Genomic DNA, 26,205 nt, shown 5'->3' with positions numbered 1-26,205 from the left:
CTTGCGCCTTTGCGTCAGGGGCTTCGTCTATTCCGGGGCAGGTTCGACGGCACTCTGCACGTTGGACATGCCCCGCCCGGAAGGGGTGTACGCCTGTGCCCGCACTTGTGCTGCTCGGTGCTCAGTGGGGTGACGAGGGCAAGGGGAAGGCCACCGACCTGCTCGGTGGCTCAGTGGACTACGTGGTGCGTTACCAGGGCGGCAACAACGCCGGCCACACGGTCGTCGTCGGCGACCAGAAGTACGCACTGCATCTCCTCCCCTCCGGAATCCTGTCACCGGAGTGCGTCCCGGTGATCGGCAACGGTGTCGTCGTCGACCCGGCGGTGCTGCTCTCCGAGCTGAGCGGCCTCAACGAGCGAGGCGTCGACACCTCCAAGCTGCTGATCAGTGGTAACGCCCACTTGATCACGCCGTATCACCAGACCATCGACAAGGTGACGGAGCGCTTCCTCGGCACGCGCAAGATCGGCACCACCGGCCGCGGCATCGGCCCGGCCTACGCCGACAAGATCAACCGCGTCGGCATCCGGGTCCAGGACCTCTTCGACGAGTCGATCCTCCGGCAGAAGGTCGACGCCGCCCTCCAGGACAAGAACCAGATCCTGGTGAAGATCTTCAACCGGCGGGCGATCAGCGCGGACCAGGTCGTCGAGGAGTACCTGGGCTACGCCGAGCAGATCAAGGACTACGTCGCCGACACCACGCTGGTGCTCAACAACGCCCTGGACGAGGGCAAGGTCGTGCTCATGGAGGGCGGCCAGGGCACGCTCCTCGACGTCGACCACGGCACCTATCCCTTCGTCACCTCGTCCAACCCGACCTCGGGCGGCGCCTGCACCGGAAGCGGTGTCGGCCCCACCAAGATCACCCGGGTCATCGGAATCCTCAAGGCGTACACCACCCGCGTGGGCTCCGGGCCGTTCCCGACCGAACTGCTCGACGAGGACGGCGAGAAGCTGCGCACCATCGGCGGCGAGTTCGGTGTCACCACCGGACGCAACCGGCGCTGCGGCTGGTTCGACGCGGTCATCGCCCGTTACGCGACCCGGGTGAACGGCCTGACGGACTTCTTCCTCACCAAGCTGGACGTCCTCACCGGCTGGGAGCAGATCCCGGTCTGCGTCGCCTACGAGATCGACGGCCGGCGCGTCGACGAACTCCCCTACAGCCAGACCGACTTCCACCACGCGAAGCCGATCTACGAGTTCCTGCCCGGCTGGTCGGAGGACATCTCCAAGGCCAAGAGCGTGGCGGACCTGCCGAAGAACGCCCAGGCGTACGTCAAGGCGCTGGAGGAGATGTCGGGCGCGCCCATCTCCGCGATCGGCGTCGGCCCCGGCCGTACCGAGACGATCGAGGTCAACCCCTTCCTCTGAGTCTCCGGTCCCGGTTTCCCCCGGCCGTCCTGCCCGGCGCCGTCACCTCGGCGCCGGGCAGTGCCGTGTCCGGGGCCGGGCGTGGCCGCGTGGGCGCGTGCTCTCAGCCCGTCTTCTCGTACGTCAGCGGCGCCTTGCCCGCGTCGGGGTTGTTGTCCCGGCGCAGGTGGGTGGGGTCGAGGAGGGTGAGGGAGGTCTCCACGCCCGGCAGGCACGCCCCGGCCGGCTCGCCACGGGTGACCTCGGACGCGCTCAGGGCGGTGGGCGGACCGGCGGACGTGACGTGCATCGACCAGGCGCAGTCGTAGGTGCCGCCGCTGCCGGTCAGCACCACCGAGCCGTCCGGGTGGACGGTCAGCGTCCGCTCGTTCTCGCTGCTCTGGCCGCCCTGCCCGCTGTCGAACACCGCGTGCCAGGTGCCGACGAGGCCGGCGGGCGCGGGGACGGCGGCGGCTCCGGCGGCGGGCGTGGGCGCCGTGGTGGCCGCCCGGCCGGCGGGCGCCGTCTGCGGGGGCGCGGTGTGCGTCCGGCCGGCGTCGCCACCGCTGCCGTGACCGCCGGCCCGCAGCGCCACGAGGGCCGTCGCACCGCCCGCGACCACCGCGAGCAGGGCCAGGACCGCGACGAGGGCGCCGCGGCGCTTCCGTCTGCCGGGGGCGGCGGACTCGGGGCCGGGGCCGGCGGGCTCGCGGTGGGCGGGCCGGCGGCCGGCGGGGTCGGCCGGTGCGGCGGGGTCCGCCGGTGCGGCGGCGGGGTGTGCGGCGGTGGTGGAGTGCGCGGCGGGTGCCGGCTGCTCCGCGGGTCCGGCGTACAGGGTGCTGTCCTCGGCGGGCTGCCGCGGCCGGGGCAGCGAGGCGGTGACGGGTTCAGGCGCGGGCCGCCCGGCCGCTTCCGGCCCGCGTGCGGCCTCCGGCTCATCCGGGCGTGCGGCGGGCGGGGCGGCTGCCGGACGCTGCACGCGGGTCGCGGCCTCCGCCGCGGTCACCACCGGCATCGAACCCGTCTCGGCCGCCTCCAGTTCCAGCAGCCGCACCGCCTGGCGGCCGAGCTGCGCGACGATCGCGCCGGGCAGCCACGGCTCCGCGGGGGCGACGCGCCCGCCGCTCGTGCCGTCCGCGGCGCCCGCGTCCCGCGTGCCGCGGGTCGCTTCGAGAGCCGCCGCCTCGGCCGCGGCGATCCGTTCCTGCACCTCCGCCAGCGACGGCCGCTCCAGCGGATCCTTGACCAGGCACGCGGCGACCAGGTCGCGCAGGCCCGCGGGCACGGCGTCCAGGTCCGGCGGCTCCTGCACGATGCGGAACATCTGCGCGTGCACGCCGCTCGCGGCCGCCCCGAACGGCTGCAGCCCGGTCGCGGCGTACGCGAGCACCGAGCCGAGGCAGAAGATGTCGCACGCCGGGGTGACCCGGTCGCCGCGCACCTGCTCGGGCGACATGAAGGCGGGCGAGCCGACCATCGCCCCGGTGGTGGTGACGGTGGTGCCGTCGCCGTCGTCCGCGACGGTCTCCAGGGCCCGCGCGATGCCGAAGTCGATGACCCGGGGGCCGTCGATGGTGATCATCACGTTGGACGGCTTGAGGTCGCGGTGCACCAGGCCCGCGGCGTGGATGTCCGCGAGCGCGTGGGCGAGCCCGGACGCCAGCACCCGCACCGAGGACTCCGGCAGCGGGCCGTGGTCCTTCGCGACGACCTGCTGCAGCGAGGGCCCCGCGACGTACCCCGTCGCCACCCAGGGGATCGCGGCCTCGGTGTCGGCGTCGAGCACCGGCGCGGTCCAGCGGCCGCCGACCCGCCGCGCGGCGTGCACCTCCCGCCGGAACCGGGTGCGGAACTCCTCCTGTTCGGCGAGTTCGGCGCGGACCAGCTTCACGGCGACGGTGCGGCCGCGCTGGGAGCGGGCGAGGTAGACGCGGCCCATGCCGCCGGTGCCGAGTCGCCCCAGCAGCCGGTAGGAGCCGATCCACCGCGGATCGGCGGCTCGCAGCTCGTCCATCGATGCCCCCCGTCTCGGCCGGCGCGGGCAGCCGGCCGCCCCACACTCGTACGGCCGAAGAATATGCGTACGAACGCCCGCGGGTGAGTGGTGGGCGCGGACCGTCACCCTCTGCTCGCCCCGTCGCCTTCACCCGCACGGAGACGGCCTGTTCACCGTTGCGGAGACGGTGCGCTCACCCACACGGAGACACGGCGGTCACCCACACGAAGACGCGGCGGCACCCGTCGTGCGGGCGGGCGCCTTGACAGCGTGTCGCCGTCGCGGCCCACGGCCATACAGGCTGCCGCTGTGCCGTTCGCGCCGGGCCTCCCTAGCCTGGACCCATGACCACCCTGCCTGCTCAGCCCGCCGACACCCTGCCCGGCGCCCCCGTCGCCGACCCCGAGACCGGGGCCGCGGTGAAGGCGGCCGACCGCAAGCACGTCTTCCATTCGTGGTCGGCCCAGGAGGTCATCGACCCGCTGGCGGTCGCCGGCGCGGAGGGTTCCTACTTCTGGGACTACGACGGCAACCGCTATCTGGACTTCTCCTCCCAGCTGGTGAACACCAACATCGGCCACCAGCACCCCAAGGTGGTCGAGGCGATCCAGCGGCAGGCCGCGAAACTCGCCACCTTCGCGCCCGCGTTCGCCATCGACGTCCGGTCCGAGGCGGCGCGGCTGATCGCCGAGCTGACGCCGGGCGACCTCGACAAGATCTTCTTCACCAACGGCGGGGCCGAGGCCGTGGAGAACGCGGTGCGGATGGCCCGGCTGCACACCGGCCGCCCCAAGGTGCTGAGCGCCTACCGCTCCTACCACGGCGCGACGGCCGCCGCGATCAACCTCACGGGTGACCCGCGACGCTGGGCCTCCGACACCGCCTCGGCCGGCGTCGTCCACTTCTGGGGCCCCTACCTTTACCGCTCGCAGTTCCACGCCGCCGACGAGGCCGAGGAGTGCCGGCGCGCCCTGGAGCACCTGGAGCAGCTCATCGCCTTCGAGGGGCCGCAGTCCATCGCGGCGATCCTGCTGGAGACCGTGGTCGGCACCGCGGGCGTGCTGGTCCCGCCGGACGGCTACCTCGCCGGGGTCCGCGAGCTGTGCGACCGGTACGGGATCGTCTTCATCCTCGACGAGGTGATGGCGGGCTTCGGCCGCACCGGGCGCTGGTTCGCCGCCGACCACTGGGACGCCGTGCCCGACCTGCTGACCTTCGCCAAGGGCGTCAACTCCGGCTATGTGCCGCTCGGCGGCGTCGCCATCTCCGAGCGGATCGCCGCGACCTTCGCCACCCGGCCCTACCCGGGTGGCCTGACGTACTCCGGGCACCCGCTGGCCTGCGCGTCCGCGGTCGCGACCATCAACGCCATGCGCGAGGAGCGGATCGTCGAGAACGCCGCGTTCATCGGCGAGACCGTGCTCGGCCCCGGGCTGCGGGCCATCGCCGAGCGCCACCCGTCGGTCGGCGAGGTGCGCGGCATGGGCGTCTTCTGGGCGCTGGACCTGGTGAAGGACAAGATCACCCGCCAGCCCCTGGTGCCGTACAACGCCGCGGGGGCCGACAACACCCCGATGGCCGAGTTCACCGCCGCCTGCAAGCGCTCCGGCCTGTGGCCGTTCGTCAACATGAACCGGACGCATGTCGTGCCGCCCTGCACGATCACCGAGGCGGAGGCCAAGGAGGGTCTGGAGCTGCTCGACCAGGCGCTGGCCGTCGCCGACCGCCACACGGTCGCGGCGGCGGGCTGACCGTCCCGCACCCGCGCCGCCGCTCGCCTATCGTGTGCGGGGTCATCCGTACGGCCATCGGTTCGTACGGTCATGAGTCTGTACGACGATCGGGCGAGAGGACGAGCGCATGCCGGAGGACGGCGGACCGCCGGTGCGGCGCAGCAGCCTGCGCCAGCAGATCGCCGACGCTCTGCGCGACGAGGTACTCACCGGCCGTATGGAGAGCGGCCGGCACTTCAGCGTCAAGCAGATCGCCGAGAACTACGGCGTCTCCGCCACGCCCGTGCGCGAGGCGCTGGTGGACCTCGCCGCGCAGGGCCTGCTGGAGGTCGAGCAGCACCGCGGCTTCCAGGTGCGGCGGTTCACCGCGGAAGACTTCCGGTCGCTCGCCGAGGCGCGGGTCTTCGTGATCGAGGCGGCCTTCCGCATGATGGCCGAGCACGGCATGGGGGAGCTGCCGCCGCAGGCCATCGCGTCCGTGCGGCGCCGGGCCGAGGCCGCGGCGCGCGCCGCCCGGGCCGGCGACCTGGACGTGCTCATCGGCTGCGACCTGCGCTTCTGGCGCGAGCTCACCGCGATCGGCGGCAACCCGCACATCAACGAGTTCCTGGACCGGCTGCGGGTGCAGACCTGGATCTACGCGGTGCCCCACCTGCGGGCCGTGCCGGACCTGGCCGGGGTGTGCTGGGCCGACCATGTCGCGCTGGTCGACGCCGTGGCCGCCCGCGACACCGCCGCGGCACGCCGCCTCACCCTCGACCACAGCACGCACACAGGCGCTCTCGTGGAGAAGCTCACCCCCGCACACCCCTGAGCGCGGCCGTGGCGGCGCTGACGTGAGAGGTCCGGGCCAACTACGCTGTACGCCCCCGACCGGATGGAGTGTTCGTGGCCTGCGACTTGTGGCTGGTGCCACTCGTGGACGTGCTCTGCCACAGCCCGGAAAACCCCTTCTCCGAGGAACTGGCCCGCTACGACAAGGCGTTGAGCGAGGCCGGACAGCCGCCGATCCCCGTCTACAGCTACATGCCGGGTCTGTCGGGCGACGTCGCGCCGGTCGCCTGCTTCGACTACGACGCGCTGCACTTCCTGCGCCGCGCCTATCTGCTGCGCCTCCAGGGGCTGGAGGTCACGCCGGTCGACGCGCTCGGCGGCGACTACGAGCAGCTGCTGGAGATGTTCGAGGGCGCGGCCCAGCGCTCCCATCTGGTGTGGCACTACGACCACGCGGGCGCGTACGTCCCGCTGGACTTCCCGGTGCCCGTGGTCAACGACGAACTGCTGGAGGGCGGCGGCCCGCTGGGCTCCAGCCACGGGCTGCTGCGCGAGCTGGAGTTCGTGGCGTCGGCCATCGGCATCGACCCGGCCAACCCGCCGGCCGCGCCGGCGCCGCCGGACCGCCACACCACTCTGGAGGAACCCGCCGTCACCCCGCCGCGGCCCACCGACGGGCCCTTCGCCCGCGAGCACCACGTCTGGCTCGGCCTGCACGCCGCCGCCACCCGCTCCCTGGGCCAGGGCTCCATGATCGTCTTCAGCTGATCCGCTTCTGCCCTGTCTCCGTCCCGCGGTTCTCGTGTGTTCCCGCGTGTTCCCGCGTGTTCTCGCGCTCCGGCACCCCCGGGCCTACCGGGGGTGCTCCGGGGGGCGCTGGCGGGGCATGTTGGGCCGGGTGCTGGGGTGGGCCAGGCGAGGGGCCGTCGGCTCCTGCCGGGAGGGCCACCACGCCGCGGACTGCGTACGCAGCGGCGCGGCGGCGCCCTGGGCGCCGAAACCCAGCATCCAGTCCGCCGTCTCCATGCGCACCAGGTCCGCGACGTCCTCGCAGAAGCGACGCAGGATCGTCAGACAGCGCTCGGCGGCCTCCGCGGCCGTCCCCTCGGTGGGTCCCAGCACCTCCCGGACGCTCTCCGACGCCCAGTCGAACCGCAGGACCTCCAGGCGCCGCTGCACCGCCTGCGCGGTCGCCATGTCCCGCATCCACCCCGCGGTCAGCCCGAACACCTTGTCGACGGCCACGCACACCGCCGCGAGCAGCAGGGCCGTGTAGCCCCACACGGCCGCGGTCTCCGGGCCGTGCGCGAGCTCGATCAGCGGCAGCACCGCACCGGCCGTGACCAGGCACGCCGCCGCGGTCCGCAGCGACCGCGCGGCACGGCGCTTGACGACCCGGTCGGCCAGGTACCAGTCGGCCGTGCGCAGCGCGCCGTCCTCCGCCCAGCGGTAGAGCTGCGCCAGCCGCTCGGCCGGCTCACCCCAGTCGCCCAGCGGGAACGGCAGCGCCCGCAGGTCCTCCCGCTGGTGGTGCAGCGCCCGCCGCCTGGGCTCCTCACGAGGGGCCTCTTCGGGGAACTGGTCCGGCTGGCTGCTCACTGCGCACTCCCTGGGATGACACACGACCTGACGGCTCGGCCCACCGGCCCGGTGTGAAGCTCTCTTCTTACCGCCGAACGGCTGAGGCCGGGACGGTGATGACCGGAAGTGTGCCCGTACGGGCCGCCTGATCGGGTATGGAGGCATTTCCGCGATCGCTCGAAAGAGTGACGGCGGGCACGGCACACGCCGCCCACTACCCTGGTGCGCGTGAAGGTCCTTGTCATCGGCGGCGGTGCCCGCGAACACGCCCTGTGCCGCTCTCTGTCCCTCGACCCCGACGTGACGTCGCTGCACTGCGCGCCCGGCAACGCCGGGATCGCCGAGGTCGCCGAACTGCACCCCGTCGACATCCTGGACGGCCCGGCGGTCGCGGACCTCGCCGTCTCGCTCGGCGCGGACTTCGTGATCGTCGGTCCCGAGGCGCCGCTGGTCGCCGGGGTCGCGGACGCGGTCCGCGAGCGCGGCGTCGACTGCTTCGGCCCCTCCCGTGAGGCCGCCGCGCTGGAGGGCTCCAAGGCCTTCGCCAAGGACGTGATGGCCGCGGCCAACGTGCCGACCGCCCGCTCGTACGTGTGCACCACCGCGCAGGAGATCGACGCGGCGCTGGACGCGTTCGGAGCGCCGTACGTCGTCAAGGACGACGGTCTCGCGGCCGGCAAGGGCGTCGTCGTCACCTCCGACATCGACGCGGCCCGGGCGCACGCGCTGGCCTGCGTCGGGCCTGCCGGCGACGGCGGGGAGCCCACCGGCCGCGTGGTGATCGAGGAGTACCTGGACGGCCCCGAGGTGTCGCTCTTCGCGGTGACCGACGGCCGTACGGTCGTGCCGCTGCAGCCCGCCCAGGACTTCAAGCGCGCACTCGACGGCGACGAGGGCCCCAACACCGGCGGCATGGGCGCCTATTCGCCGCTGCCGTGGGCCGACCAGAACCTCGTCGCCGAGGTCGAGCGCACCGTGCTGCAGCCGACGGTCGACGAACTGCGGCGCCGCGGCACGCCGTTCGCGGGCCTGCTGTACGCGGGGCTGGCGATCACCTCGCGCGGCGTGCGGGTCATCGAGTTCAACGCGCGCTTCGGCGACCCCGAGACCCAGGTCGTGCTGGCCCGGCTGCGCACCCCGCTGGCCCCGCTGCTGCGGGCCGCGGCGACCGGGCAGCTCGCGGCGTTCCCCGAACTTCACTGGAGCGACGGCGCCGCCGTGACGGTGGTCATCGCCTCGCACAACTACCCGGACACCCCCCGGACCGGTGACACGATCACCGGGCTGGAGGAGGTCGCGGACGAGAACGCGTATGTGCTGCACGCGGGGACGCGGCGGGAGGACGACGGGCGGGTCGTGTCGGCCGGCGGGCGGGTGCTGTCCGTCACGGCGACGGGGCCGGATCTGGCGGTGGCCCGCGAGCGGGTGTACGCGGCGGTGGGGCGGATCGGGCTGGACGGTGGGCACCATCGCGGGGATATTGCGGCAGCCGCCAGTGCCGGCTCCGCCGGCTCCGCCTGAGGTCCCCGGGTAACGGCTTCCGGGGTGCCCCTTGCGGTGCGTTCCCGGCTTTGCGGCCGGTGGTGGGCTGCTCGCGCTGGGGGCACTTCCCCCGGACGAAGTCCGGGGGACCTCGCGCCCCTGTTGTCGCTTGCCGTTCGTCCACTTGTCGGGGGCAGTCCGGAAGCGTCTCCTCGGACTGTGCATGACGGGTACTTCCGGTCAGTTGGTCGGGCGGATGCACATTCCTGCGGGGATCGCTTCCTCCCCACCCCCTGGCAGCGACGAGTGCCGCAGGGGCAGTACAGGGGTACCCCCCTTCCCTCTCGTTCCCGGGCAAGCTCCTAAAGGGGCGCGACGAGGCGCGATGGTGGCGCACGTGGCGACGGGGGGCCGGGGCGGCTGAAAAGACACTCCAAGGAGTGATGGCTCGGCCATACGGCTGACCGGTCGGCGGGGCCCAACTATGGTGCCCCGCAGACGCACCGCAGGACATTGCGGCAATCAGCCGTACGGCATTGCGATGTCGGTGGGCGGTGCGACAGTGGGGAAGAGGCCGTCACCGGGGCGGTCACCACTGGCGCTGGGGGTGAACCGCCGATGGCCGGAGAAGCAGGGGAAGCCTTCGCGCGGGCTCGCGCGCTGGCGGTGCTGCGGATCCGCGGGGCCGCACTCGGCGCCGCCCTGCTGCCGGCCGCCGCGGCCGTCGTGCTGCACGTCGCGTCGGCCACCGGCCGCCTCGGCCAGGGGTGGGACGCCGCACGCTGGGGGGTGACCGCGGTGGCGTGCGTGGTGCTCGCGGCGGCGGCCGCGATGGCCGCGGTGATGCTGCGGGCCAAGCCGGCGCCCGCGCCCACCGTGCCGGTCACCGAGTCGGCCGCTCCCGACCTGTACCGGATGGTGCGGGACCTCGCCGAGCGGCTGCACGTACCGGCGCCCGAGGCGATAGAGCTCACCCCGGACTGCGACAGCTGGCTGGAGCCCGGCGACGGACGGCCGGGCCGGCTGCCGGGGCCCGTGCTGGTGATCGGCTCGCCGTTCCTGTGGTGGATGCGCATCGCCGAACTGCGCGCGCTGCTGGCGCCCGTGGTGGCCGGCACCGGCGCCGCCGCCGATCCGGAGATAGCGGCCGCGCGGCGCTTCGTCCGCGGGCTCGACACCGCCGCGGGCATCGCGGCGGCCGGGCGCTGGGCACCGCTGCGTCCCGCCTACGCCCTGCTGGGCTGGACGGTCCGGCTGCTGCTGCGCGGCTGCCGGGTGCACGCGGGCGAGATGGAGCGCGGGGTCGCCGCGGCCGCCTCCGAGCGGGCGCAGGCGGTGGACTACGGGCTGCGGATCGTCGCCCAGGAGCAGGTCGGCCTGGCGTACGCGGGCTGGGACCGGCTGCTGACCCGGGTCGCGCTGCCCGCGTGGCGCATGGGGCGCTGGCCTGCCCGGCTGGACGCGGGCGTGGTGGCCGCGCTCACCGACCTGTCCCGGCGTGACCGGCTCGCGGAAGGTTTCGAGTCGCGGCTGGGCGAGCGGCCGGCGTGCGATCTGCTGGAGGAGCCGGGCGTCGTGGACGAGGCCGTCTCGCTGCTGGCCGCGAGGCTGTTCCACGCCGGACCGGAGCGTGCGGGCGGCGGCTGGGCGCCGGTGAGCTGGGCGCGCTATCCCGAGGAGGTCGTGGAGCGGATCTGGCGGTCGGACGCGGCGCGCCTGATACGCGTCCTGAGCGAGACGCATCCGCTGTCCGTCGCCCCGGCGCTGTCGCCGGTGTACGGGCGCGGGAGGGGGGTGCTGGTGGGGGAGACCGGCGGGCGGGTGACGCTGGCGGCGGTGCTGGACCGTGTGTCGCCGCCGGGCCGCGCGGAGGAGCTGTCCGCCCGGCTGGACGCCGCGGTCGGCCGGGCGGCCGCGCTGGGCGCCGCCGGGGGTGCCGGGGGTACCGGGCTGGTGGACGAGCTGGTGCCGCGCCGGACCGGGCGTGACCTGCTCGCCGACCACGTCGCCGCGGTGGTGTGCTGCGCCGCCCTGGACTCCGCGGGGGCCCGCCCGGGCCTGGACTGGCTCGACGGCCCGGCCCTGCTGGTCGCCGGGAGCCGCCGCACGGATCTGGCCGGGCCCGTGCTGGGACTGGTGGAGCACGGCGACCCGGCGTCGCTGCGGGAGTGGCTCGCGGCCACCGGGATCCCCCTGGATGTCGAGCTGCGCCTCGACCAGGGCCGGCCCGACCGGTCCTAGCCGCGGTCTCCTGCCGCGTGGCAGCGGCGCCGTGACGGCGGCCATGGCCGAAACCACGCGCTGCGTAGGCAAATTGGCCCCGGAAAACGCCACGAACGGTGACCGCCGTGGTGCTTTGTGTGATGTGCTGTAGGAAAGCCGCATCCTTGCTCCGCCGCTCGCGGAAGCGCGACGCGGAGCGCGGGAGGGAGGGGCGCGATGGGTGTCGGACAGATCCGCCGGTGGGAGTCGGGGGCGCTCGCGCACGGTGCGTCGGACCCGTTCGGGCAGGGCCCCCTGCCGTGGCTGCGGGGCGCGTCGCAGTACCTGGACGACGACGGGCAGGTCGTTCCCTGGTACGTCGACCTGGCCGTGAGCAGCGGGAAGTCGCCTAGCAAGCCGCATCTGCCGGGTCCGCGTACCGCGGACGACGTACGCCGGCAGATCAAGGGGTTCGCCACCGAAGGGGCGGTCGAGCCGGGTGGGGCGATCGACTTCCGGATCACGGTCGACCCGCCGCAGGAGTACACGGTGGACGTCTACCGCATCGGCCACTACGGCGGGGACGGCGCGCAGCAGGTCAGTGCGAGCCCGCGGCTGGCCGGTATCGCGCAGCCCACGCCGCTGGCCGCCGGACGGACCGTTTCCTGCCACCACTGGTGGCAGTCGTGGCGGCTGCAGGTCCCGCCGTCCTGGCAGCCCGGCGCCTATGTGGCGGTGCTGACCACGGCGGACGGTTTCCGCAGCCACGTCCCGTTCACCGTCCGGGACCTGACGGCCCGCGCCGATCTGCTCCTCCTGCTGCCGGACGTCACCTGGCAGGCGTACAACCTCTATCCGGAGGACGGCCGCACGGGCGCGAGCCTGTACCACGCGTGGGACGGCGAGGGCCGGCTGCTCGGCGAGGAGGAGGCGGCCACCACGGTGTCCTTCGACCGCCCCTACGCCGGCGCGGGGCTGCCCCTGCACATCGGCCACGCCTACGACTTCGTGCGCTTCGCCGAGCGCTACGGCTACGACCTCGCCTACGCCGACGCCCGTGACCTGCACGCGGGCCGTGTGGATCCGTCCCGCTACCGGGGCCTGGTCTTCCCCGGGCACGACGAGTACTGGTCGCCGCCGATGCGCCGGGCCGCGGAGGCCGCCCGGGAGGCCGGCACCTCGCTGGTGTTCCTGTCCGCCAACACCATGTACTGGCAGGTCGACCTGGCGCCCTCGCCGGCCGGCGACCGGGACCGGCTGCTGTCGTGCCGCAAGCGCCGCGGCGCCGCCCCGGGCCGGACCGCGCTGTGGCGGGACCAGGGCCGGCCCGAGCAGTTGCTGCTGGGCGTGCAGTACGCGGGGCGGGTTCCGCAGCCGTCCCCGCTGGTCGTCCGCAACGCCGACCACTGGCTGTGGGAGGCGACCGGCGCGGCCGAGGGCGAGGAGATCCCGGACCTCGTGGCGGGCGAGGCCGACCACTACTTCCCGCGGGTGCCGCTGCCGGAGTCCACCGAGCGGATCCTGCTGGCGCACTCCCCGTACCAGGGCGCGGACGGCCGCCGCGGCCACCAGGAGACGTCGCTGTACCGCGCGCCGAGCGGTGCGTACGTCTTCGCGTCCGGGACGTTCGCCTGGTCCCCGGCGCTGGACCGGCCGGGTCACGTCGACGGGCGGATCCAGCGGGCGACCGCCAATCTCCTCGACCGGATCTGCAAGCACATCTGAGGCCCGTTCCGGCGGCGTCCCGCCGGTCGCCGGGCGACATCGGTTCCGTCCGGGCGGGCCGTCCGCGGGGTCCTCGCGCGGCGCCGGCCGCATCCCGTGCGCGCCGCCCGGTCGCGGGTGCGCGAGAATCGGGACCGAGCCACCGATTGGGGAGGACCGCCCATGTCCGGATTCGTCGACAAGCCCGAGCCCGTCCAGGTGCCGGGGCTTGTCCACCTGCACACCGGGAAGGTACGCGAGCTGTACCAGAACGCGGCCGGGGAGCTGGTGATGGTCGCCAGCGACCGCACCTCGGCCTTCGACTGGGTGCTGCCGACCGAGATCCCGGACAAGGGCCGGATCCTGACCCAGATGTCCCTGTGGTGGTTCGAGCGCCTCGCCGACCTGGTCCCCAACCACGTGATCTCCACCGAGGTGCCCGAGGGCGCCCCCGCCGACTGGGCGGGCCGCACCATGGTGTGCCGCCCGCTGCGGATGGTCCCGGTCGAGTGCGTGGCCCGAGGCTACCTCACCGGTTCGGGCCTCCTGGAGTACCAGGAGCACCAGACGGTCTGCGGGCTCGCGCTCCCCGAGGGCCTGGTCGACGGGTCCGAGCTGCCCGCCGCGATCTTCACCCCCGCGACCAAGGCCGCGGTGGGCGAGCACGACGAGAACGTCTCGTACGAGGAGGTCGCGCGTCAGGTCGGCGCCGAGACCGCCACCCAGCTCCGTCAGGCCACCCTGGCGGTCTACTCGCGCGGCCGGGACATGGCACGCGAGCGGGGCATCATCCTCGCCGACACCAAGTTCGAGTTCGGGTACGACGACGACGGCACCCTCGTCATCGCCGACGAGGTGCTCACGCCTGACTCCTCGCGCTTCTGGCCGTCCGACGTGTGGCAGCCGGGCCGGTCCCAGCCGTCGTTCGACAAGCAGATCATCCGCGACTGGCTGACCTCCGGCGCCTCGGGCTGGGACCGCCACAGCGAGCAGCCGCCGCCGCGCCTGCCGGCGGACGTGGTGGACCGCGCCCGGTCCCGCTACGTGGAGGCGTACGAGCTGCTGACGGGCACCAGCTGGCAGTAGGCCCCGGCGTCGGCCCTGCCCGCACCTTGCCCGGACACGACGAAGGCCCTGGTCGATGACCAGGGCCTTCGCTTTGTGGAGCGGACGACGAGATTCGAACTCGCGACCCTCACCTTGGCAAGGTGATGCTCTACCAACTGAGCCACGTCCGCAGGGCGTGAAGACACTGTACCCGATGCGTCCGCGAAGCCCGAACGCCTTTTGGCCGCCCGGCGAGGGGAGCCGCCCGGGGGCGACCAGGAGCCGCCCGCTGGCCGGGTCCGGGCCTGGACACGACGAAGGCCCCGGTCGATGACCGGGGCCTTCGCCTTGTGGAGCGGACGACGAGATTCGAACTCGCGACCCTCACCTTGGCAAGGTGATGCTCTACCAACTGAGCCACGTCCGCACGTGCTGCGATCACTATACCAGTGACCAGAGCGGGCGACAGGAATTGCACACTGCGCCTCCCCCCTGGAAGGGGGGCGCTCTACTACTGAGCTACACCCGCATGTACTCCGCTGACCTGGGCTTTTCGGCCCCCGTCCTCGGCGTGGACACCACATTAGCGGACGGGTGGGGGTGGCTGTCCAATCGGCCTGGGCGGCCGGGTCGCGCACGTGCCGCGCGCCCCGCCGCCCGTCGCCAGGTGATCGACCGGCCGGCCAACCGGCGGGTCAGCCCGCCTTGTTGAACGCCTCGTAGACCTTCTTGGGGATCCGGCCGCGGGCCGGGACCTCGAAGCCGTTGGACTGGGCCCAGGCGCGCACGGTGGCGGGCGTCGGGGCGATGGGAGTGCGCTTGTAGGCGCGACCGGAAAGGGTTCGCCTGCGGCCGGCCTCCACGTAAGGCGCGAGATCGGTGCGCAGTTTGTCCGCGTTCTTGGTCGAGAGGTCGATCTCGTACCACTGTCCGTCGACGCCGAATGCGATGGTTTCCGCGGCTTCGCCGCCGTCCAGGTCGTCGGCGAGGGTGACCAGTACGCGTTGCGCCATGGGGGATCGGTCCTTTCTCGGGCCATCGGCTCGCCCGGGGGCCGCCTCGGACGGGCGGTCACGGCGGGGTGCCGGAGCCGGTCCGCCCGGTTGCGGCGGGCCAACCGGTTGTGTCGACAAGTTTTCATTTGTGCTGACGTCACATGAGTCACATGTGTGTTGTCACGAAAAGGCGGGGACGGGGATACCCGACGTTCCTGATAATTCCCGCAGAAGCCCTGCCGCAAGCATCAGGTGTCTGCCTGTCGCACGGGGACCCTATGTTTTCCGCCGGGGTTTCCCCAGGCATTTCGTCAGCCGATACATAAACGTGATCCGGACCCGATCCCGGACCGGAGTCTCCCGCGGCGATATCAACGCGCGTAGATTTTGGCACCGGGTACGCTGAGAGAACCTCACGCACCACACCACCGGGAGTGTCAGTGGCACGCGTCGTCGTCGACGTCATGCTCAAGCCGGAGATCCTCGACCCTCAGGGCCAGGCCGTGCAGCGCGCGCTGCCTCGACTGGGCTTCGAGGGGATCTCCGACGTCCGTCAGGGAAAGCGCTTTGAACTCGAGGTCGAGGGGCCGGTCGACGAGGCCGCCCTCGCCCGCATTCGGGAGATGGCGGAAACGTTTCTCGCCAACACCGTGATCGAGGACTTCAATGTAAAGGTGGAGTCGTGACTGCACGCATTGGCGTCGTCACATTCCCGGGAACACTCGACGACCACGACAGTCAGCGCGCGGTGCGTGTCGCGGGCGCCGAAGCGGTGCCGCTGTGGCACCGCGACAAGGACCTGAAGCAGGTCGACGCGGTCGTTCTGCCGGGCGGGTTCAGTTACGGCGACTATCTGCGGGCCGGCGCGATCTCGCGTTTCTCGCCCGTCATGGAAACGATCATCGAGCAGGCCCGCGCGGGAATGCCGGTTCTCGGCATCTGCAACGGCTTCCAGGTGCTGTGCGAGGCGCACCTGCTGCCCGGCGCGATGCTGCGCAACACCGCGCTGCACTTCGTCTGCCGGGACCAGCGGCTGCGGGTCGAGAACGCCGCCACGGCCTGGACCGCCGACTACACCGCGGGCCAGGAGATCTCCATCCCGCTGAAGAACATCGACGGCCGCTACACCGCCGACGAGCACACCCTGGACGAGCTGGAGGCCGAGGGCCGGGTGGCCTTCCGGTACGCCACCGGCGGCCCGGCGGCCGGCGGTTACGGCAACCCCAACGGGTCACTGCGCGACATCGCCGGCATCACCAACGCGGCGGGCAACGTCGTCGGCCTGATGCCGCACCCCGAGCACGCCGTGGAGCCGCTCGTCGGCACCGGCGGCACCGACGGGCTCGGCTTCTTCACCTCGGTACTCAAGAAGTTGGTCTCTGCATGAGTCTCGATACCGTCAAGCAGGCCGAGCAGACGCCGGAGGCGGCGCAGCCGTGGAAGGAGCTCGGCCTCAAGGAGGACGAGTACGCCCGCATCCGGGAGATCCTCGGCCGCCGCCCGACGGGCGCCGAGCTGGCGATGTACTCGGTGATGTGGTCGGAGCACTGCTCGTACAAGTCGAGCAAGGTGCACCTGAAGCAGTTCGGCGAGAAGGCCCCGCAGACCGACGCGCTGCTCGTCGGCATCGGTGAGAACGCCGGTGTGGTGGACGTCGGCCAGGGCTACGCGGTCACCTTCAAGGTGGAGTCGCACAACCACCCCTCGTACATCGAGCCCTACCAGGGCGCGGCCACCGGCGTCGGCGGCATCGTCCGCGACATCCTCGCGATGGGCGCGCGGCCGGTCGCCGTCATGGACCCGCTGCGGTTCGGCGCCGCCGACCACCCCGACACCAAGCGGGTGCTGCCCGGCGTCGTCGCGGGCATCGGCGGCTACGGCAACTGCCTGGGCCTGCCCAACATCGGCGGCGAGGTCGTCTTCGACCCCTGCTACCAGGGCAACCCGCTGGTCAACGCGCTGTGCGTCGGCGTGATGAAGCACGAGGACATCCACCTGGCCAAGGCGTCCGGCGCCGGCAACAAGGTGATCCTCTACGGCGCCCGCACCGGCGGCGACGGCATCGGCGGCGTCTCCGTGCTGGCCTCGGAGACCTTCGAGTCCACCGGCCCGGCCAAGCGGCCCGCGGTCCAGGTCGGCGACCCCTTCCAGGAGAAGCTGCTCATCGAGTGCACCCTGGAGATCTTCCGGGAGAAGCTCGTCGCGGGCATCCAGGACCTCGGCGGCGCGGGCCTGTCCTGCGCCACCTCGGAGCTGGCCAGCGCCGGCTCCGGCGGCATGCGGGTCGAGCTCGACACCGTCCCGCTGCGCGACGCGACGCTCTCGCCCGAGGAGATCCTCATGAGCGAGTCGCAGGAGCGGATGTGCGCGATCGTCGAGCCGGACAAGGTCGACAGGTTCCTGGAGATCTGCGAGAAGTGGGACGTCATCGCCACCGTCATCGGTGAGGTGACCGAGGGCACCCGGCTGGAGATCTTCTGGCACGGCGACCAGATCGTCGACGTGCCGCCGCGGTCCGTCGCCCACGAGGGCCCGACGTACCACCGCCCCTACGCCCGGCCCGAGTGGCAGGACGCCCTGCAGGCGGACGACGCCAACGCGCTGCCGCGGCCCGCGACGTCCGCGGAGCTGCGCGAGCAGGTGCTGCGCGTCGTCGGCTCGCCGAACCAGGCGTCCAAGGCGTGGATCACCGACCAGTACGACCGGTTCGTGCAGGGCAACACCGTGCTGGCGCAGCCCGAGGACTCCGGCATGATCCGCGTCGACGAGGAGACCAACCTCGGCGTCGCGGTCGCCACCGACGGCAACGGCCGGTACGCCAAGCTCGACCCGTACGCCGGTGCGCAGCTCGCGCTGGCCGAGGCCTACCGCAACGTGGCCGCCTCCGGTGCGAAGCCGCTGGCGATCTCGGACTGCCTCAACTTCGGCTCCCCCGAGGACCCGGCCGTGATGTGGCAGTTCGCGGAGGCCACCCGCGGGCTCGCGGACGGCTGCCTGGCGCTGGGCACCCCGGTGACCGGCGGCAACGTCTCGCTCTACAACCAGACCGGTGAGACGGCGATCCACCCGACGCCGGTGGTCGCCGTGCTGGGCGTCATCGACGACGTCACACGGCGTACGCCGGTCGCGTTCAAGGACGCCGGTCACCTGGTGTACCTGCTCGGCGACACCCGTGAGGAGTTCGGCGGGTCGGCGTGGTCGCAGGTCGTCCACGACCACCTCGGCGGGCTGCCGCCGGCCGTGGACCTGGACCGCGAGCGGCTGCTGGGCGACATCCTGATCTCCGCGTCCCGCGACGGCATGATCGACGCGGCGCACGACCTGTCGGACGGCGGCCTGATCCAGGCGGTCACCGAGTCGTGCCTGCGCGGCGGCGTCGGGGCGCGGCTGGTCGTCCCGGACGGCCTGGACGCGTTCACGTTCCTCTTCTCCGAGTCCGCGGGCCGGGCGATCGTGGCGGTGCCGCGGTCGGAAGAGATGCGGTTCACCGACATGTGCGGGGCGCGCGGCCTGCCGGCCACGCGGATCGGCGTGATCGACGGCGACGAGATCGACGTCCAGGGCGAGTTCACCCTCCCCCTGGCGGACCTCCGTGCCGCCCACGAGACGGCGATCCCGAGCCTGCTGGGTTAGCCCGCCCGGCGTTCAGCGCCAACAGGTCCGCCCGGCCGGGGAGTTCACGTCCCCCGCCGGGCGGACCCGCTTCACGGACTCTCCGGGGGCGCGGGAGCGGCCATCGCCGCGGCCGGCCGGTTCTGTGACGTTCCCCGCCGCCCGCCGCTACTGCTAAAGTGCGCTGTCCTGCTGGGGGGATGATCAAGGGCTGGGGGGCCACCCGCTTCTGCCGGCGTTGCCGGCACGGGCCGCGACGCGCCTGCCCGCTCGCCTTCGGGCCATGAGTACCTCCCCAACGTCGTATCCGGCCGTCATGGGCCGGTCGCAGGTCCCCGCGCGCAGGCGCCGGGCCCTGCCGGGGAGGGAAGCGCGTGATCCGCAGTACCGCAGTCCGCCGCGGAGTGGTGGTGGCCGCAGCCGTCCTGGCCGCCGCAGCAGCGCCGCTGCCGCCATCGGCCCGCGCCGACGACGGCCCGGCACCGGCTGAGACGGTGATCCACACCGGTTTGCGGGGGCAGGCGGACGAGTCGTACGTCGATGGCTTCGGCGCGCACGGCTACGTCCTGGGGGCCGAAGACGGGTCCCGGCACTGGATCGACCTGGGGACGAACACGGACGGCGGACCGCTGCCCCGGGGGTACGTCGCGCACACGCAGGGTGCCGTCGAAGAGCGCCCCGGTGCCCGCAGTGTCGATCTGGTCGACCTGGATGCCGGGACCACCGCACGGATCCCTCTGCCGGACGGCCAGCAGTGGACAGAGGCGTTCACCGGCGACACCCTGCTCACCACCACCGGCGGGCCGGATCACACCACGTCGCTCCACCTGCTGACCGCCACCGACGGCGGCGTCGAGGACCGGACGGTCACGGGCGCCCTGCCGGACGACAACGGCGGCGTCGGGGTGTCCGCGACCGGTCCCGGCATGGCCGTGCTGACCAGCGTGGACTTGGACGCGCATCCGAACACCCACCCCGCCTACGCCCTGGACCTCAGGACCGGGACGCTGACCCGCATCTTCGCGGACGTGTCCGCGCCCAGCCTGCAGCATTACGTCGTCGGCGCGGACCGGGTGGGGGTCTGCTCGGACTACTCCTGCACATCGCTGTACACGGTGTCGCGGGACGACCTCGCGGGTCCCTCGGAGCGGACCTCCCTGCCGGTGTCCCCGAACGGCACCGCGGGCTCACTCGCGCTCGTGGGCGACCACGTCCTCGTCGGCCAGTGGGCGTCGGCGCGCTGGGGCGGCGCGGTCTCCGCCGTCCCCCTGGCCGGCGGTCCGGCACAGGAGGTCGTGGCCGGGACGTCCGAGGAGTCGTCCCTCGCCGTCGGTCCTGACGGGACGGTGCTGGTCGTCGGCGGCACCGACGTCGACGACTGGGGTGTGCAGCGCATCCGTCAGGCGTCCGACGGAACGTTTGCCGCCACCCTGGTGCGTGCGCTGCGCAGTCCGGCCCACGTCTCCGGTATCTCGGTGAGCGGGGGGCAACTCGCGTACACCACCGATGAGCCGGAGCAGATCTCGACGCTCAGGCGGTCCGTGTCCCAGGACAGTCCGCCGGCCGTGGGCGACCCGCAGACGCTCGGGACCGGACCGACCACGGGCCCGCTCGTCGGGCGCGGCGACGGGTCGTTCGTCCGTCAGGACGGCAGCGGCACCACCGTCTCCCCCCCGGTGGTCGGCCCCGACGACTCCCGTCAGCCGGCCGGCTACCCGGCGCAACGGGCCGCGATCAGCGACGCCTCGCTCGACTACGCCGTGTTCTACGACAAGACCTACGGCATCACGGATGTCGTCGGGCTGCGCCCGGGCTTCCAGGACCGGGAGTTCGTCGGCGGCGTGAACGCGCTGTGGGCGGACACGCTGTGGAGGCCGGGCGCCACTGCGGGAACCGTGCAGGCGTACGACCTCAGGAGCGGGCGCGTCACCCAGACCGTCTCCATCGGATCATCGTGCGTGCCGGACTCGCTCCAGGCGGACGGCCTGTGGCTGTACTGGTCCTGCGGATCCTCCGCGGGGGTCCGTGACCTGCGGGACGGCCACGAGATCGCCGTGCCCCCGGGCACCACGCAGCTCGGAGACGGTTTCCTGGTCCGCGACGACACCGCGGCCGGAAAACTGGTCCTGACCGACTTCCACACGGGCACCGCGACGTCCCAGGACCTCGCCGACTTCACCGGCACCGCCGCCGGGGGTCCCGGCATCACCTGGTCGGTCGACAAGGTGTCGGGCACCCTGGCGTACGTCGACACCGCCCAGCAGATCCACCTGCGACACATCGACGTCCCGCCGGGCCCGGTCTGGGTCCTCGGCTCCGTCCCCTGGTACAGCGGGAACATCGATCTGGGACCCGGACCGGTACCCGCGGCGGACGCGTGGCGCTGGAGCCCGGTCCTGTCCCGGCCGGCCACCTCCTGGGCCCTGACCGTGCGTGGCTCGACGGGGGCGGTGGTGGCGACGGTCAGCGGTTCCTCCGTGTCGGGTACCTGGACACCCTCGCTGGTCTGGGACTACACCGACCAGGCGGGCCACGCCGTCCGCGACGGCGTCTACTCCTGGTCCGCGGCGTTCGCCGACGGCTCCGCCGCGCCGGCCACCCCCACGACTGCCGGAACGTTGACCGTCAGGGGAGGGGCGGCCTGGCGGGACTTCACCGGCGACGGAACGGGCGACCTGCTCGCGCTCACCCCCGGCGGCAGGCTCGACGTCCGGCCCGGCAACGGCAAGGGCGGCATCGGCGCCGGTCCCGGCGCTCAGGGGTGGCCCACCACTTCCACCTACGTCCCCTTCACGGACCTGGACGGGGACCGGTGCAACGACCTGCTGGTGCGCAACGCCGCCGGACAGTTGTGGCGCTACGCGGGCCAGTGCGGGAAGGCGTTCGTGCCCTCGGGGGCCCGCACGCTCATCGGGGGCGGCTGGAACGTCTACAACACCCTGATCGCGCCGGGAGACCTCACGGGCGACGGTCGCGCAGACCTGCTGGCGCGTACGCCATCGGGAGATCTGTACCTGTACGCGACGACATCATCAGGGGTGTTCGCGCCCCGAGTGAAGATCGGCTGGGGGTTCGGCATCTACAGCGTGATGACCGGCATGGGCGGCGCGGCCGACGGCGAGCCGGGATCCCTGGTCGCCCGCGACAGCGCGGGTGTGCTGTGGAACTACGTCACCTCGGGTCAGGGAGGCCTGCAGACGCGTCAGCGGATCGGCGCGGGCTGGAACATCTACAACTCCCTGGTGGGCGTGGGCCGGCTGGACGACGGGTCGCCGTACCTGGTCGCTCGGGACGGTGCGGGTGACCTGTGGCGCTACCGGTACGCCTGGACGGGGGCGGTCGGTCCCCGCGTGAAGATCGGCTGGGCGTGGCAGACCTACCGGTCCCTCCTGTGACCGTGATCCCGCCCGCGAAGGCTGACCTGGACGGCGCGGTCGCGGCGGGGGGAGGGGTGGCGCGGTTACGGTGGGCGGGTGAGTGCGGCACGGCGGGCGGACGAGGGTGAGCGGGAGGCGCGGCAGCCGGCGCGCCCGCACGTCCCCGACGGGCGGAAGCCGCTGCACCCGGTCAAACGGGTGGTCCTGGCCACCGTCGGCGTCATCCTGCTGCTGGTGGGGCTCGCCCTGCTGGTGCTGCCCGGCCCCGGGCTGCTGCTCGTGCTGGCCGGGCTGATCGTGCTCGGCCGGGCCGTCCCCGCGGTGTCCCGGTTCGAGGCGCCGGTCCGCGTCCGCGCGATGCAGGCGACGGAGGCGAGCGTCGCCTCCCCGTGGCGCATCGCCTGGTCCGTGCTCGCCGGCCTCGCACTCATCGCCGCCGGCATCGTGTGGGGCGCGCGCCTGTTCCCGCGGCTGCCGTTCGGCGGCTGGAGCACCGGCTCCAGCCTCATCCTGTCCGGCACGATCCTGCTCGGCCTGATCGTCTGGAGCTACCGCCGGGTCAACGCCACACGGCCGCGTGACTGACTCGCCGTCCTCCGTTCATGGTTGGCTGTCCCCGCCACGTTCGTATGACCGTATGAACGCAACCACAGCGAAGGACCGGGCATGTTCGAGTACAAGGTCGTCACCTTCCGCGAGTCGCTGATCGGCGACGCCCTCGACAGCGACAAGTTGGAGAAGACGCTCAACAAGCACGCCGAGGAGGGGTGGGCGCTGAAGGCCATCACCGCGGCCGACGTGAAGGGCCGCATAGGTCCCGGCGCCGTCGAGGGCCTCCTCCTCACCTTCGAGCGCCCCCGCGCCTGACGTACCGCCCCTCGTGGCCGGGCGGCCACTACGCTCGTTGTCAGCAGAGGGACTTGGCGCGAGTAGTCGCCTGCTCACGCTCAGCCGTGAACCCTATATGATCACCAGCTGAGCGTGAGCTTTCGGCTACAGGGAGGTGCGGGGTGACCGCAGTGGACGACCGGCCGCAGACCCGGGATCACGCGCAGATGAGCCTGGACGTCTTCGAGCATCTGGCTGCCGAGGCCGAGCGCGCGGAGGAAGGGCTCCGGTTCGAGTTCCTCGGTGGGAAGTTGGGGGTCCAGCCCATGCCGGACGGGCTTCACGGTGAGGTCATCGCCTGGCTGCAGGACGTGTGCATGCAGCTCAAACCCAGTCGCCTCTATACGGGCATGGGGCTGAAGGTCGAGACCTACCGCAACGGCCGGGCCATCCCGGACGGTGTCCTGGCGCCGCGCGGTTACTTCCTCGACGCCGGCGACTGGGCCGAGCCCGGCGGGGTCCTCATGACGGTCGAGGTCACCTCGTACGACCGCGACACGACACAGCGGGACCGGGTCGACAAGCCGCGGGCCTACGCGGAGGCCGGCGTTCCCGTCTTCGTTCTCGTGGACCGGGACGCCGGCCAGGTCATCGCGCACAGCAAGCCCTCGAACGGGTGTTACCGCGACGTGCATGCCGTCGTCTTCGGTGAGCCGATCACCCTGCCCGAGCCTGTCGGACTGACCCTGGACACCCAGGAGCTGCTGCAGCTCGTGAAGTCCGCTCGTAGCTGAGCGAGGGGACCCGGCGGGCGGGCGCGGATAGTCTCGGGGCATGCCGACCGCTCGCCGTTCCGCCGCCGCTCGCCGCGCCCGTTCGTACGATCCCGGCCGCACCTGGGCCGCGTTGCTCGCGCAGGTCGGGCATGTGCAGGCCGCCGTGCGGGAGTTGACACCCGAGCAGTGGGCGGCGGACAGCGGTCTGCCGGGGTGGGACGTGCGCACCCTGGTCGTGCACATCGTCCGGCAGGTGACCGCGGTGCGGGAGCTTCTCGCGCAGGACCCGCTGCCGCCGGGCACCGCGGTCACCGGGCTCGACACCTGGGCGCGGTCCACCGCCGGCATCGCGGACCTCCTGGACGAGGACACCCGCGAGAGCGCGGCGGCCACCCCCGACCCGCAGGCCGCGCTCGCCGCCGAGGCCGGGCTGCTGGCCGGGCAGGAGCAGAACGCGGTGCGCGCGGACCTCGTCGTCCCGCACGTGTTCACCGCGATGCGCGCCCTGGACTTCACGGTGACCCGGCTCGTCGAGCTGGTCGTGCACAGCGACGACCTGGCCAGGGCCACCGGCGTCGACGTCGCCTTCGACCGGCAGGCCGTCGCGGCCGTGGTCCGGGTGCTCGCCGACGCGCTGGCCGCCGCCGCGCCCGGCAACTCCGTGGAGGTCCGCATCCCGCCGTACGCGGCCGTGCAGTGCGTCGAAGGGCCGCGGCACACCCGCGGCACTCCGCCCAACGTCGTCGAGACCGACCCGCTGACGTGGATCCGGCTGGCCGCCGGCCGCCTCTCGTGGCGCGAGGCGCTGGACGCCGCCAAGGTCGCGGCGAGCGGCGAACGGGCGGACCTCGGCTCCTACCTCCCCGTGATGGGCTGAGCGCACCCGCCGGCCGCCGGCCCCCCGCCGGCCCCTCGCCGGCCGCCGGCCCCCCGCCGGCCTCCGGCCCCCGGGTCCCCACCGGAGCCGCCGCCCGGCCCGGCCCCACCCGAACGCCGCGCACCCCGGCGGCAGCCGGTTACTCAGGGTTCCCGCCGCCCCTCCCCGCTGCCGGCCGGACTCGCACGCCCCGCGCGGTTCCGGGCCGCCCGCCGTCTCCGCGAGCGAGCACGACGCACGTCACATCCCTTGTCCCCCATGGCGCTACGCGCATAGAGCGGTGGAATCCGAGGATCCCTCGTTCGGACGATGGGCGATCCTGCCCTAGACTCGTCATCGTGCCTCGTGGTGACGGACGACTCAGCCACGACCTCCTTCCCGGCGAGAAGGGCCCCCAGGACGCCTGCGGCGTGTTCGGTGTCTGGGCCCCCGGTGAAGAGGTCGCCAAACTCACCTACTTCGGGCTGTACGCCCTGCAGCACCGCGGACAGGAGTCCGCGGGCATCGCAGTGAGCAACGGCTCCCAGATCCTGGTCTTCAAGGACATGGGTCTGGTCTCCCAGGTCTTCGACGAGACCTCGCTCGGCTCCCTGACCGGCCACATCGCGGTCGGGCACGCCCGGTACTCGACCACCGGCGCGTCCGTGTGGGAGAACGCCCAGCCGACCTTCCGCGCGACCGCGCAGGGCTCGATCGCGCTCGGGCACAACGGCAACCTGGTCAACACGGCCGAGCTGGCCGAGCTGGTCGCCGAGCTGCCGCAGGGGCCCGGCCGGGCCACCAAGGTCGCCGCGACCAACGACACCGACCTGATCACGGCGCTGCTCGCCGGGCAGACCGACGAGGACGGCACGCCGCTGTCCGTCGAGGCCGCCGCCGCGCGGATACTGCCGAAGGTCAAGGGCGCCTTCAGCCTCGTCTACATGGACGAGCACACGCTGTACGCCGCCCGCGACCCGCAGGGCATCCGCCCGCTGGTGCTGGGCCGGCTGGAGCGCGGCTGGGTGGTCGCCTCGGAGACCGCCGCGCTGGACATCTGCGGCGCCAGCTTCGTCCGCGAGATCGAGCCGGGCGAGCTCATCGCGATCGACGAGAACGGCGTACGGACCTCGCGCTTCGCCGAGGCCCGGCCCAAGGGCTGCGTCTTCGAGTACGTCTACCTGGCGCGTCCCGACACGGACATCGCCGGCCGCAACGTCTACCTGTCGCGGGTCGAGATGGGCCGCCGGCTGGCCAAGGAGGCGCCGGTCGACGCCGACCTGGTGATACCGACTCCGGAGTCCGGCACCCCGGCCGCCGTCGGTTACGCCGAGGCCAGCGGCATCCCCTACGGCTCGGGCCTGGTCAAGAACTCCTACGTCGGCCGGACCTTCATCCAGCCCTCGCAGACCATCCGCCAGCTCGGCATCCGGCTCAAGCTCAACCCGCTCAAGGAAGTGATCCGCGGCAAGCGCCTGGTGGTCGTCGACGACTCGATCGTCCGCGGCAACACGCAGCGCGCGCTGGTCCGGATGCTGCGCGAGGCGGGCGCAGCCGAGGTCCACGTGCGGATCTCCTCGCCGCCGGTGAAGTGGCCGTGCTTCTTCGGCATCGACTTCGCCACCCGCGCCGAACTGATCGCCAACGGGATGAGCGTGGAGGAGATCGGCGCCTCGCTGGGAGCCGACTCGCTCGCCTACATCTCCATCGACGCCATGGTCGAGGCGACCACCATCGCCAAGCCCAACCTGTGCCGGGCCTGCTTCGACGGCGAGTACCCGATGGAGCTGCCCGACCCCGAGCTGCTCGGCAAGCAGCTGCTGGAGGTCGAGCTGGCCGGTGGCGCGGACGCCGCCGACGCCCTCCGCCGGCCGTGAGCCGTCG

At 72.9% G+C, this 26,205-nt stretch carries 20 protein-coding genes and 3 tRNA genes; 17 read left to right on the top strand and 6 right to left on the bottom strand.

Going from position 1 to position 26,205, the window contains the following annotated elements; translation table 11 throughout:
- The first annotated feature begins 95 nt into the window (after positions 1 to 95).
- Positions 96 to 1,379, top strand: coding sequence for an adenylosuccinate synthase (locus tag K7862_RS07355; RefSeq protein WP_222961618.1), 1,284 nt, complete (start codon positions 96 to 98; stop codon positions 1,377 to 1,379).
- A 103-nt stretch (positions 1,380 to 1,482) separates the two neighbouring features.
- Here K7862_RS07355 and K7862_RS07350 read toward each other — a convergent pair whose 3' ends face one another.
- On the bottom strand, positions 1,483 to 3,372 hold the full coding sequence (locus K7862_RS07350; protein WP_222961617.1) for a serine/threonine-protein kinase: 1,890 nt from the start codon (positions 3,370 to 3,372) through the stop codon (positions 1,483 to 1,485).
- A gap of 326 nt (positions 3,373 to 3,698) precedes the next feature.
- Here K7862_RS07350 and K7862_RS07345 point away from each other — a divergent pair, with 326 nt between their 5' ends.
- The 3 genes from K7862_RS07345 (at position 3,699) to K7862_RS07335 (ending at position 6,629) form a co-directional block, all read left to right on the top strand.
- Positions 3,699 to 5,105, top strand: a complete 1,407-nt coding sequence (locus K7862_RS07345) for an aspartate aminotransferase family protein (protein ID WP_222961616.1) — start codon at positions 3,699 to 3,701, stop codon at positions 5,103 to 5,105.
- 109 nt (positions 5,106 to 5,214) lie between these two features.
- Positions 5,215 to 5,901, top strand: a complete 687-nt coding sequence (locus tag K7862_RS07340; RefSeq protein ID WP_222961615.1) for a GntR family transcriptional regulator — start codon at positions 5,215 to 5,217, stop codon at positions 5,899 to 5,901.
- A 74-nt stretch (positions 5,902 to 5,975) separates the two neighbouring features.
- A complete protein-coding gene (locus K7862_RS07335) occupies positions 5,976 to 6,629 on the top strand; it encodes a putative DNA-mimic protein (RefSeq protein WP_222961614.1) in 654 nt (217 codons plus the stop codon).
- 84 nt (positions 6,630 to 6,713) lie between these two features.
- Here the strand turns inward: K7862_RS07335 and K7862_RS07330 are convergent, their stop codons facing one another.
- Positions 6,714 to 7,460 carry an SLATT domain-containing protein gene (locus K7862_RS07330; protein ID WP_308011890.1) on the bottom strand — a complete coding sequence of 249 codons (747 nt, stop codon included), beginning with the start codon at positions 7,458 to 7,460 and terminating at the stop codon, positions 6,714 to 6,716.
- A gap of 210 nt (positions 7,461 to 7,670) precedes the next feature.
- On the opposite strand from K7862_RS07330, the gene purD reads away from it, so the two are divergent.
- The 4 genes from purD to K7862_RS07310 all read left to right on the top strand — a co-directional run bounded on the left by purD (position 7,671) and on the right by K7862_RS07310 (position 13,916).
- Positions 7,671 to 8,963: a phosphoribosylamine--glycine ligase gene (gene purD / locus K7862_RS07325; protein WP_222961612.1), complete on the top strand. Its 1,293-nt coding sequence runs from the start codon at positions 7,671 to 7,673 to the stop codon at positions 8,961 to 8,963.
- 579 nt (positions 8,964 to 9,542) lie between these two features.
- Positions 9,543 to 11,165, top strand: a complete 1,623-nt coding sequence (locus K7862_RS07320) for a hypothetical protein (protein ID WP_222961611.1) — start codon at positions 9,543 to 9,545, stop codon at positions 11,163 to 11,165.
- Positions 11,166 to 11,363: 198 nt separating this feature from the next.
- Entirely contained in the window at positions 11,364 to 12,851 is a 1,488-nt protein-coding gene (locus tag K7862_RS07315) for a N,N-dimethylformamidase beta subunit family domain-containing protein (protein WP_222961610.1), read from the top strand.
- A 162-nt stretch (positions 12,852 to 13,013) separates the two neighbouring features.
- Positions 13,014 to 13,916 (top strand): phosphoribosylaminoimidazolesuccinocarboxamide synthase, encoded by a 903-nt coding sequence (locus K7862_RS07310; RefSeq protein ID WP_222961609.1) that lies wholly within the window; start codon positions 13,014 to 13,016, stop codon positions 13,914 to 13,916.
- Between the two features lie 76 nt (positions 13,917 to 13,992).
- On the opposite strand, the gene K7862_RS07305 is transcribed toward K7862_RS07310, so the two are convergent.
- The 4 genes from K7862_RS07305 to K7862_RS07290 form a co-directional block, all read right to left on the bottom strand.
- Positions 13,993 to 14,068: transfer RNA gene (locus tag K7862_RS07305), tRNA-Gly, on the bottom strand.
- 160 nt (positions 14,069 to 14,228) lie between these two features.
- A tRNA-Gly gene (locus K7862_RS07300) sits at positions 14,229 to 14,304 on the bottom strand.
- Between the two features lie 30 nt (positions 14,305 to 14,334).
- A tRNA-Gly gene (locus K7862_RS07295) sits at positions 14,335 to 14,406 on the bottom strand.
- Between the two features lie 166 nt (positions 14,407 to 14,572).
- The gene (locus K7862_RS07290) at positions 14,573 to 14,890 is read right to left on the bottom strand and encodes a histone-like nucleoid-structuring protein Lsr2 (RefSeq protein ID WP_222961608.1); all 318 of its coding nucleotides are present in this window, start codon (positions 14,888 to 14,890) and stop codon (positions 14,573 to 14,575) included.
- A gap of 422 nt (positions 14,891 to 15,312) precedes the next feature.
- On the opposite strand from K7862_RS07290, the gene purS reads away from it, so the two are divergent.
- From purS to purF, 9 genes are all read left to right on the top strand, one after another.
- Complete coding sequence (gene purS / locus K7862_RS07285) at positions 15,313 to 15,558, top strand: phosphoribosylformylglycinamidine synthase subunit PurS (protein ID WP_222961607.1); 246 nt, start codon at positions 15,313 to 15,315, stop codon at positions 15,556 to 15,558.
- The gene (gene purQ, locus K7862_RS07280) at positions 15,555 to 16,259 is read left to right on the top strand and encodes a phosphoribosylformylglycinamidine synthase subunit PurQ (RefSeq protein ID WP_222961606.1); all 705 of its coding nucleotides are present in this window, start codon (positions 15,555 to 15,557) and stop codon (positions 16,257 to 16,259) included. Before purS ends, purQ begins: the two co-directional genes overlap by 4 nt.
- Positions 16,256 to 18,505 carry a phosphoribosylformylglycinamidine synthase subunit PurL gene (gene purL, locus K7862_RS07275; protein ID WP_222961605.1) on the top strand — a complete coding sequence of 750 codons (2,250 nt, stop codon included), beginning with the start codon at positions 16,256 to 16,258 and terminating at the stop codon, positions 18,503 to 18,505. Before purQ ends, purL begins: the two co-directional genes overlap by 4 nt.
- 353 nt (positions 18,506 to 18,858) lie before the next feature.
- Positions 18,859 to 21,879, top strand: coding sequence for an FG-GAP-like repeat-containing protein (locus tag K7862_RS07270; protein WP_222961604.1), 3,021 nt, complete (start codon positions 18,859 to 18,861; stop codon positions 21,877 to 21,879).
- 78 nt (positions 21,880 to 21,957) lie between these two features.
- Positions 21,958 to 22,446 carry a PGPGW domain-containing protein gene (locus K7862_RS07265; protein ID WP_443611927.1) on the top strand — a complete coding sequence of 163 codons (489 nt, stop codon included), beginning with the start codon at positions 21,958 to 21,960 and terminating at the stop codon, positions 22,444 to 22,446.
- An 81-nt stretch (positions 22,447 to 22,527) separates the two neighbouring features.
- Entirely contained in the window at positions 22,528 to 22,728 is a 201-nt protein-coding gene (locus K7862_RS07260) for a DUF4177 domain-containing protein (protein ID WP_222961603.1), read from the top strand.
- Between the two features lie 143 nt (positions 22,729 to 22,871).
- Positions 22,872 to 23,483 carry a Uma2 family endonuclease gene (locus K7862_RS07255; protein ID WP_308011889.1) on the top strand — a complete coding sequence of 204 codons (612 nt, stop codon included), beginning with the start codon at positions 22,872 to 22,874 and terminating at the stop codon, positions 23,481 to 23,483.
- A gap of 40 nt (positions 23,484 to 23,523) precedes the next feature.
- Positions 23,524 to 24,342 carry a maleylpyruvate isomerase family mycothiol-dependent enzyme gene (locus K7862_RS07250; protein ID WP_222961602.1) on the top strand — a complete coding sequence of 273 codons (819 nt, stop codon included), beginning with the start codon at positions 23,524 to 23,526 and terminating at the stop codon, positions 24,340 to 24,342.
- A 338-nt stretch (positions 24,343 to 24,680) separates the two neighbouring features.
- Positions 24,681 to 26,198 (top strand): amidophosphoribosyltransferase, encoded by a 1,518-nt coding sequence (gene purF, locus K7862_RS07245; protein ID WP_222961601.1) that lies wholly within the window; start codon positions 24,681 to 24,683, stop codon positions 26,196 to 26,198.
- Positions 26,199 to 26,205 lie beyond the last annotated feature (7 nt).

Origin of the sequence: Actinacidiphila acidipaludis (assembly GCF_019890725.1) — a bacterium.
In the GTDB taxonomy this organism is placed as follows: domain Bacteria; phylum Actinomycetota; class Actinomycetes; order Streptomycetales; family Streptomycetaceae; genus Actinacidiphila; species Actinacidiphila acidipaludis.
The sequence above is the reverse complement of the archived record's forward strand: the minus strand, read 5'-3'. Positions and strand labels throughout refer to the sequence as shown.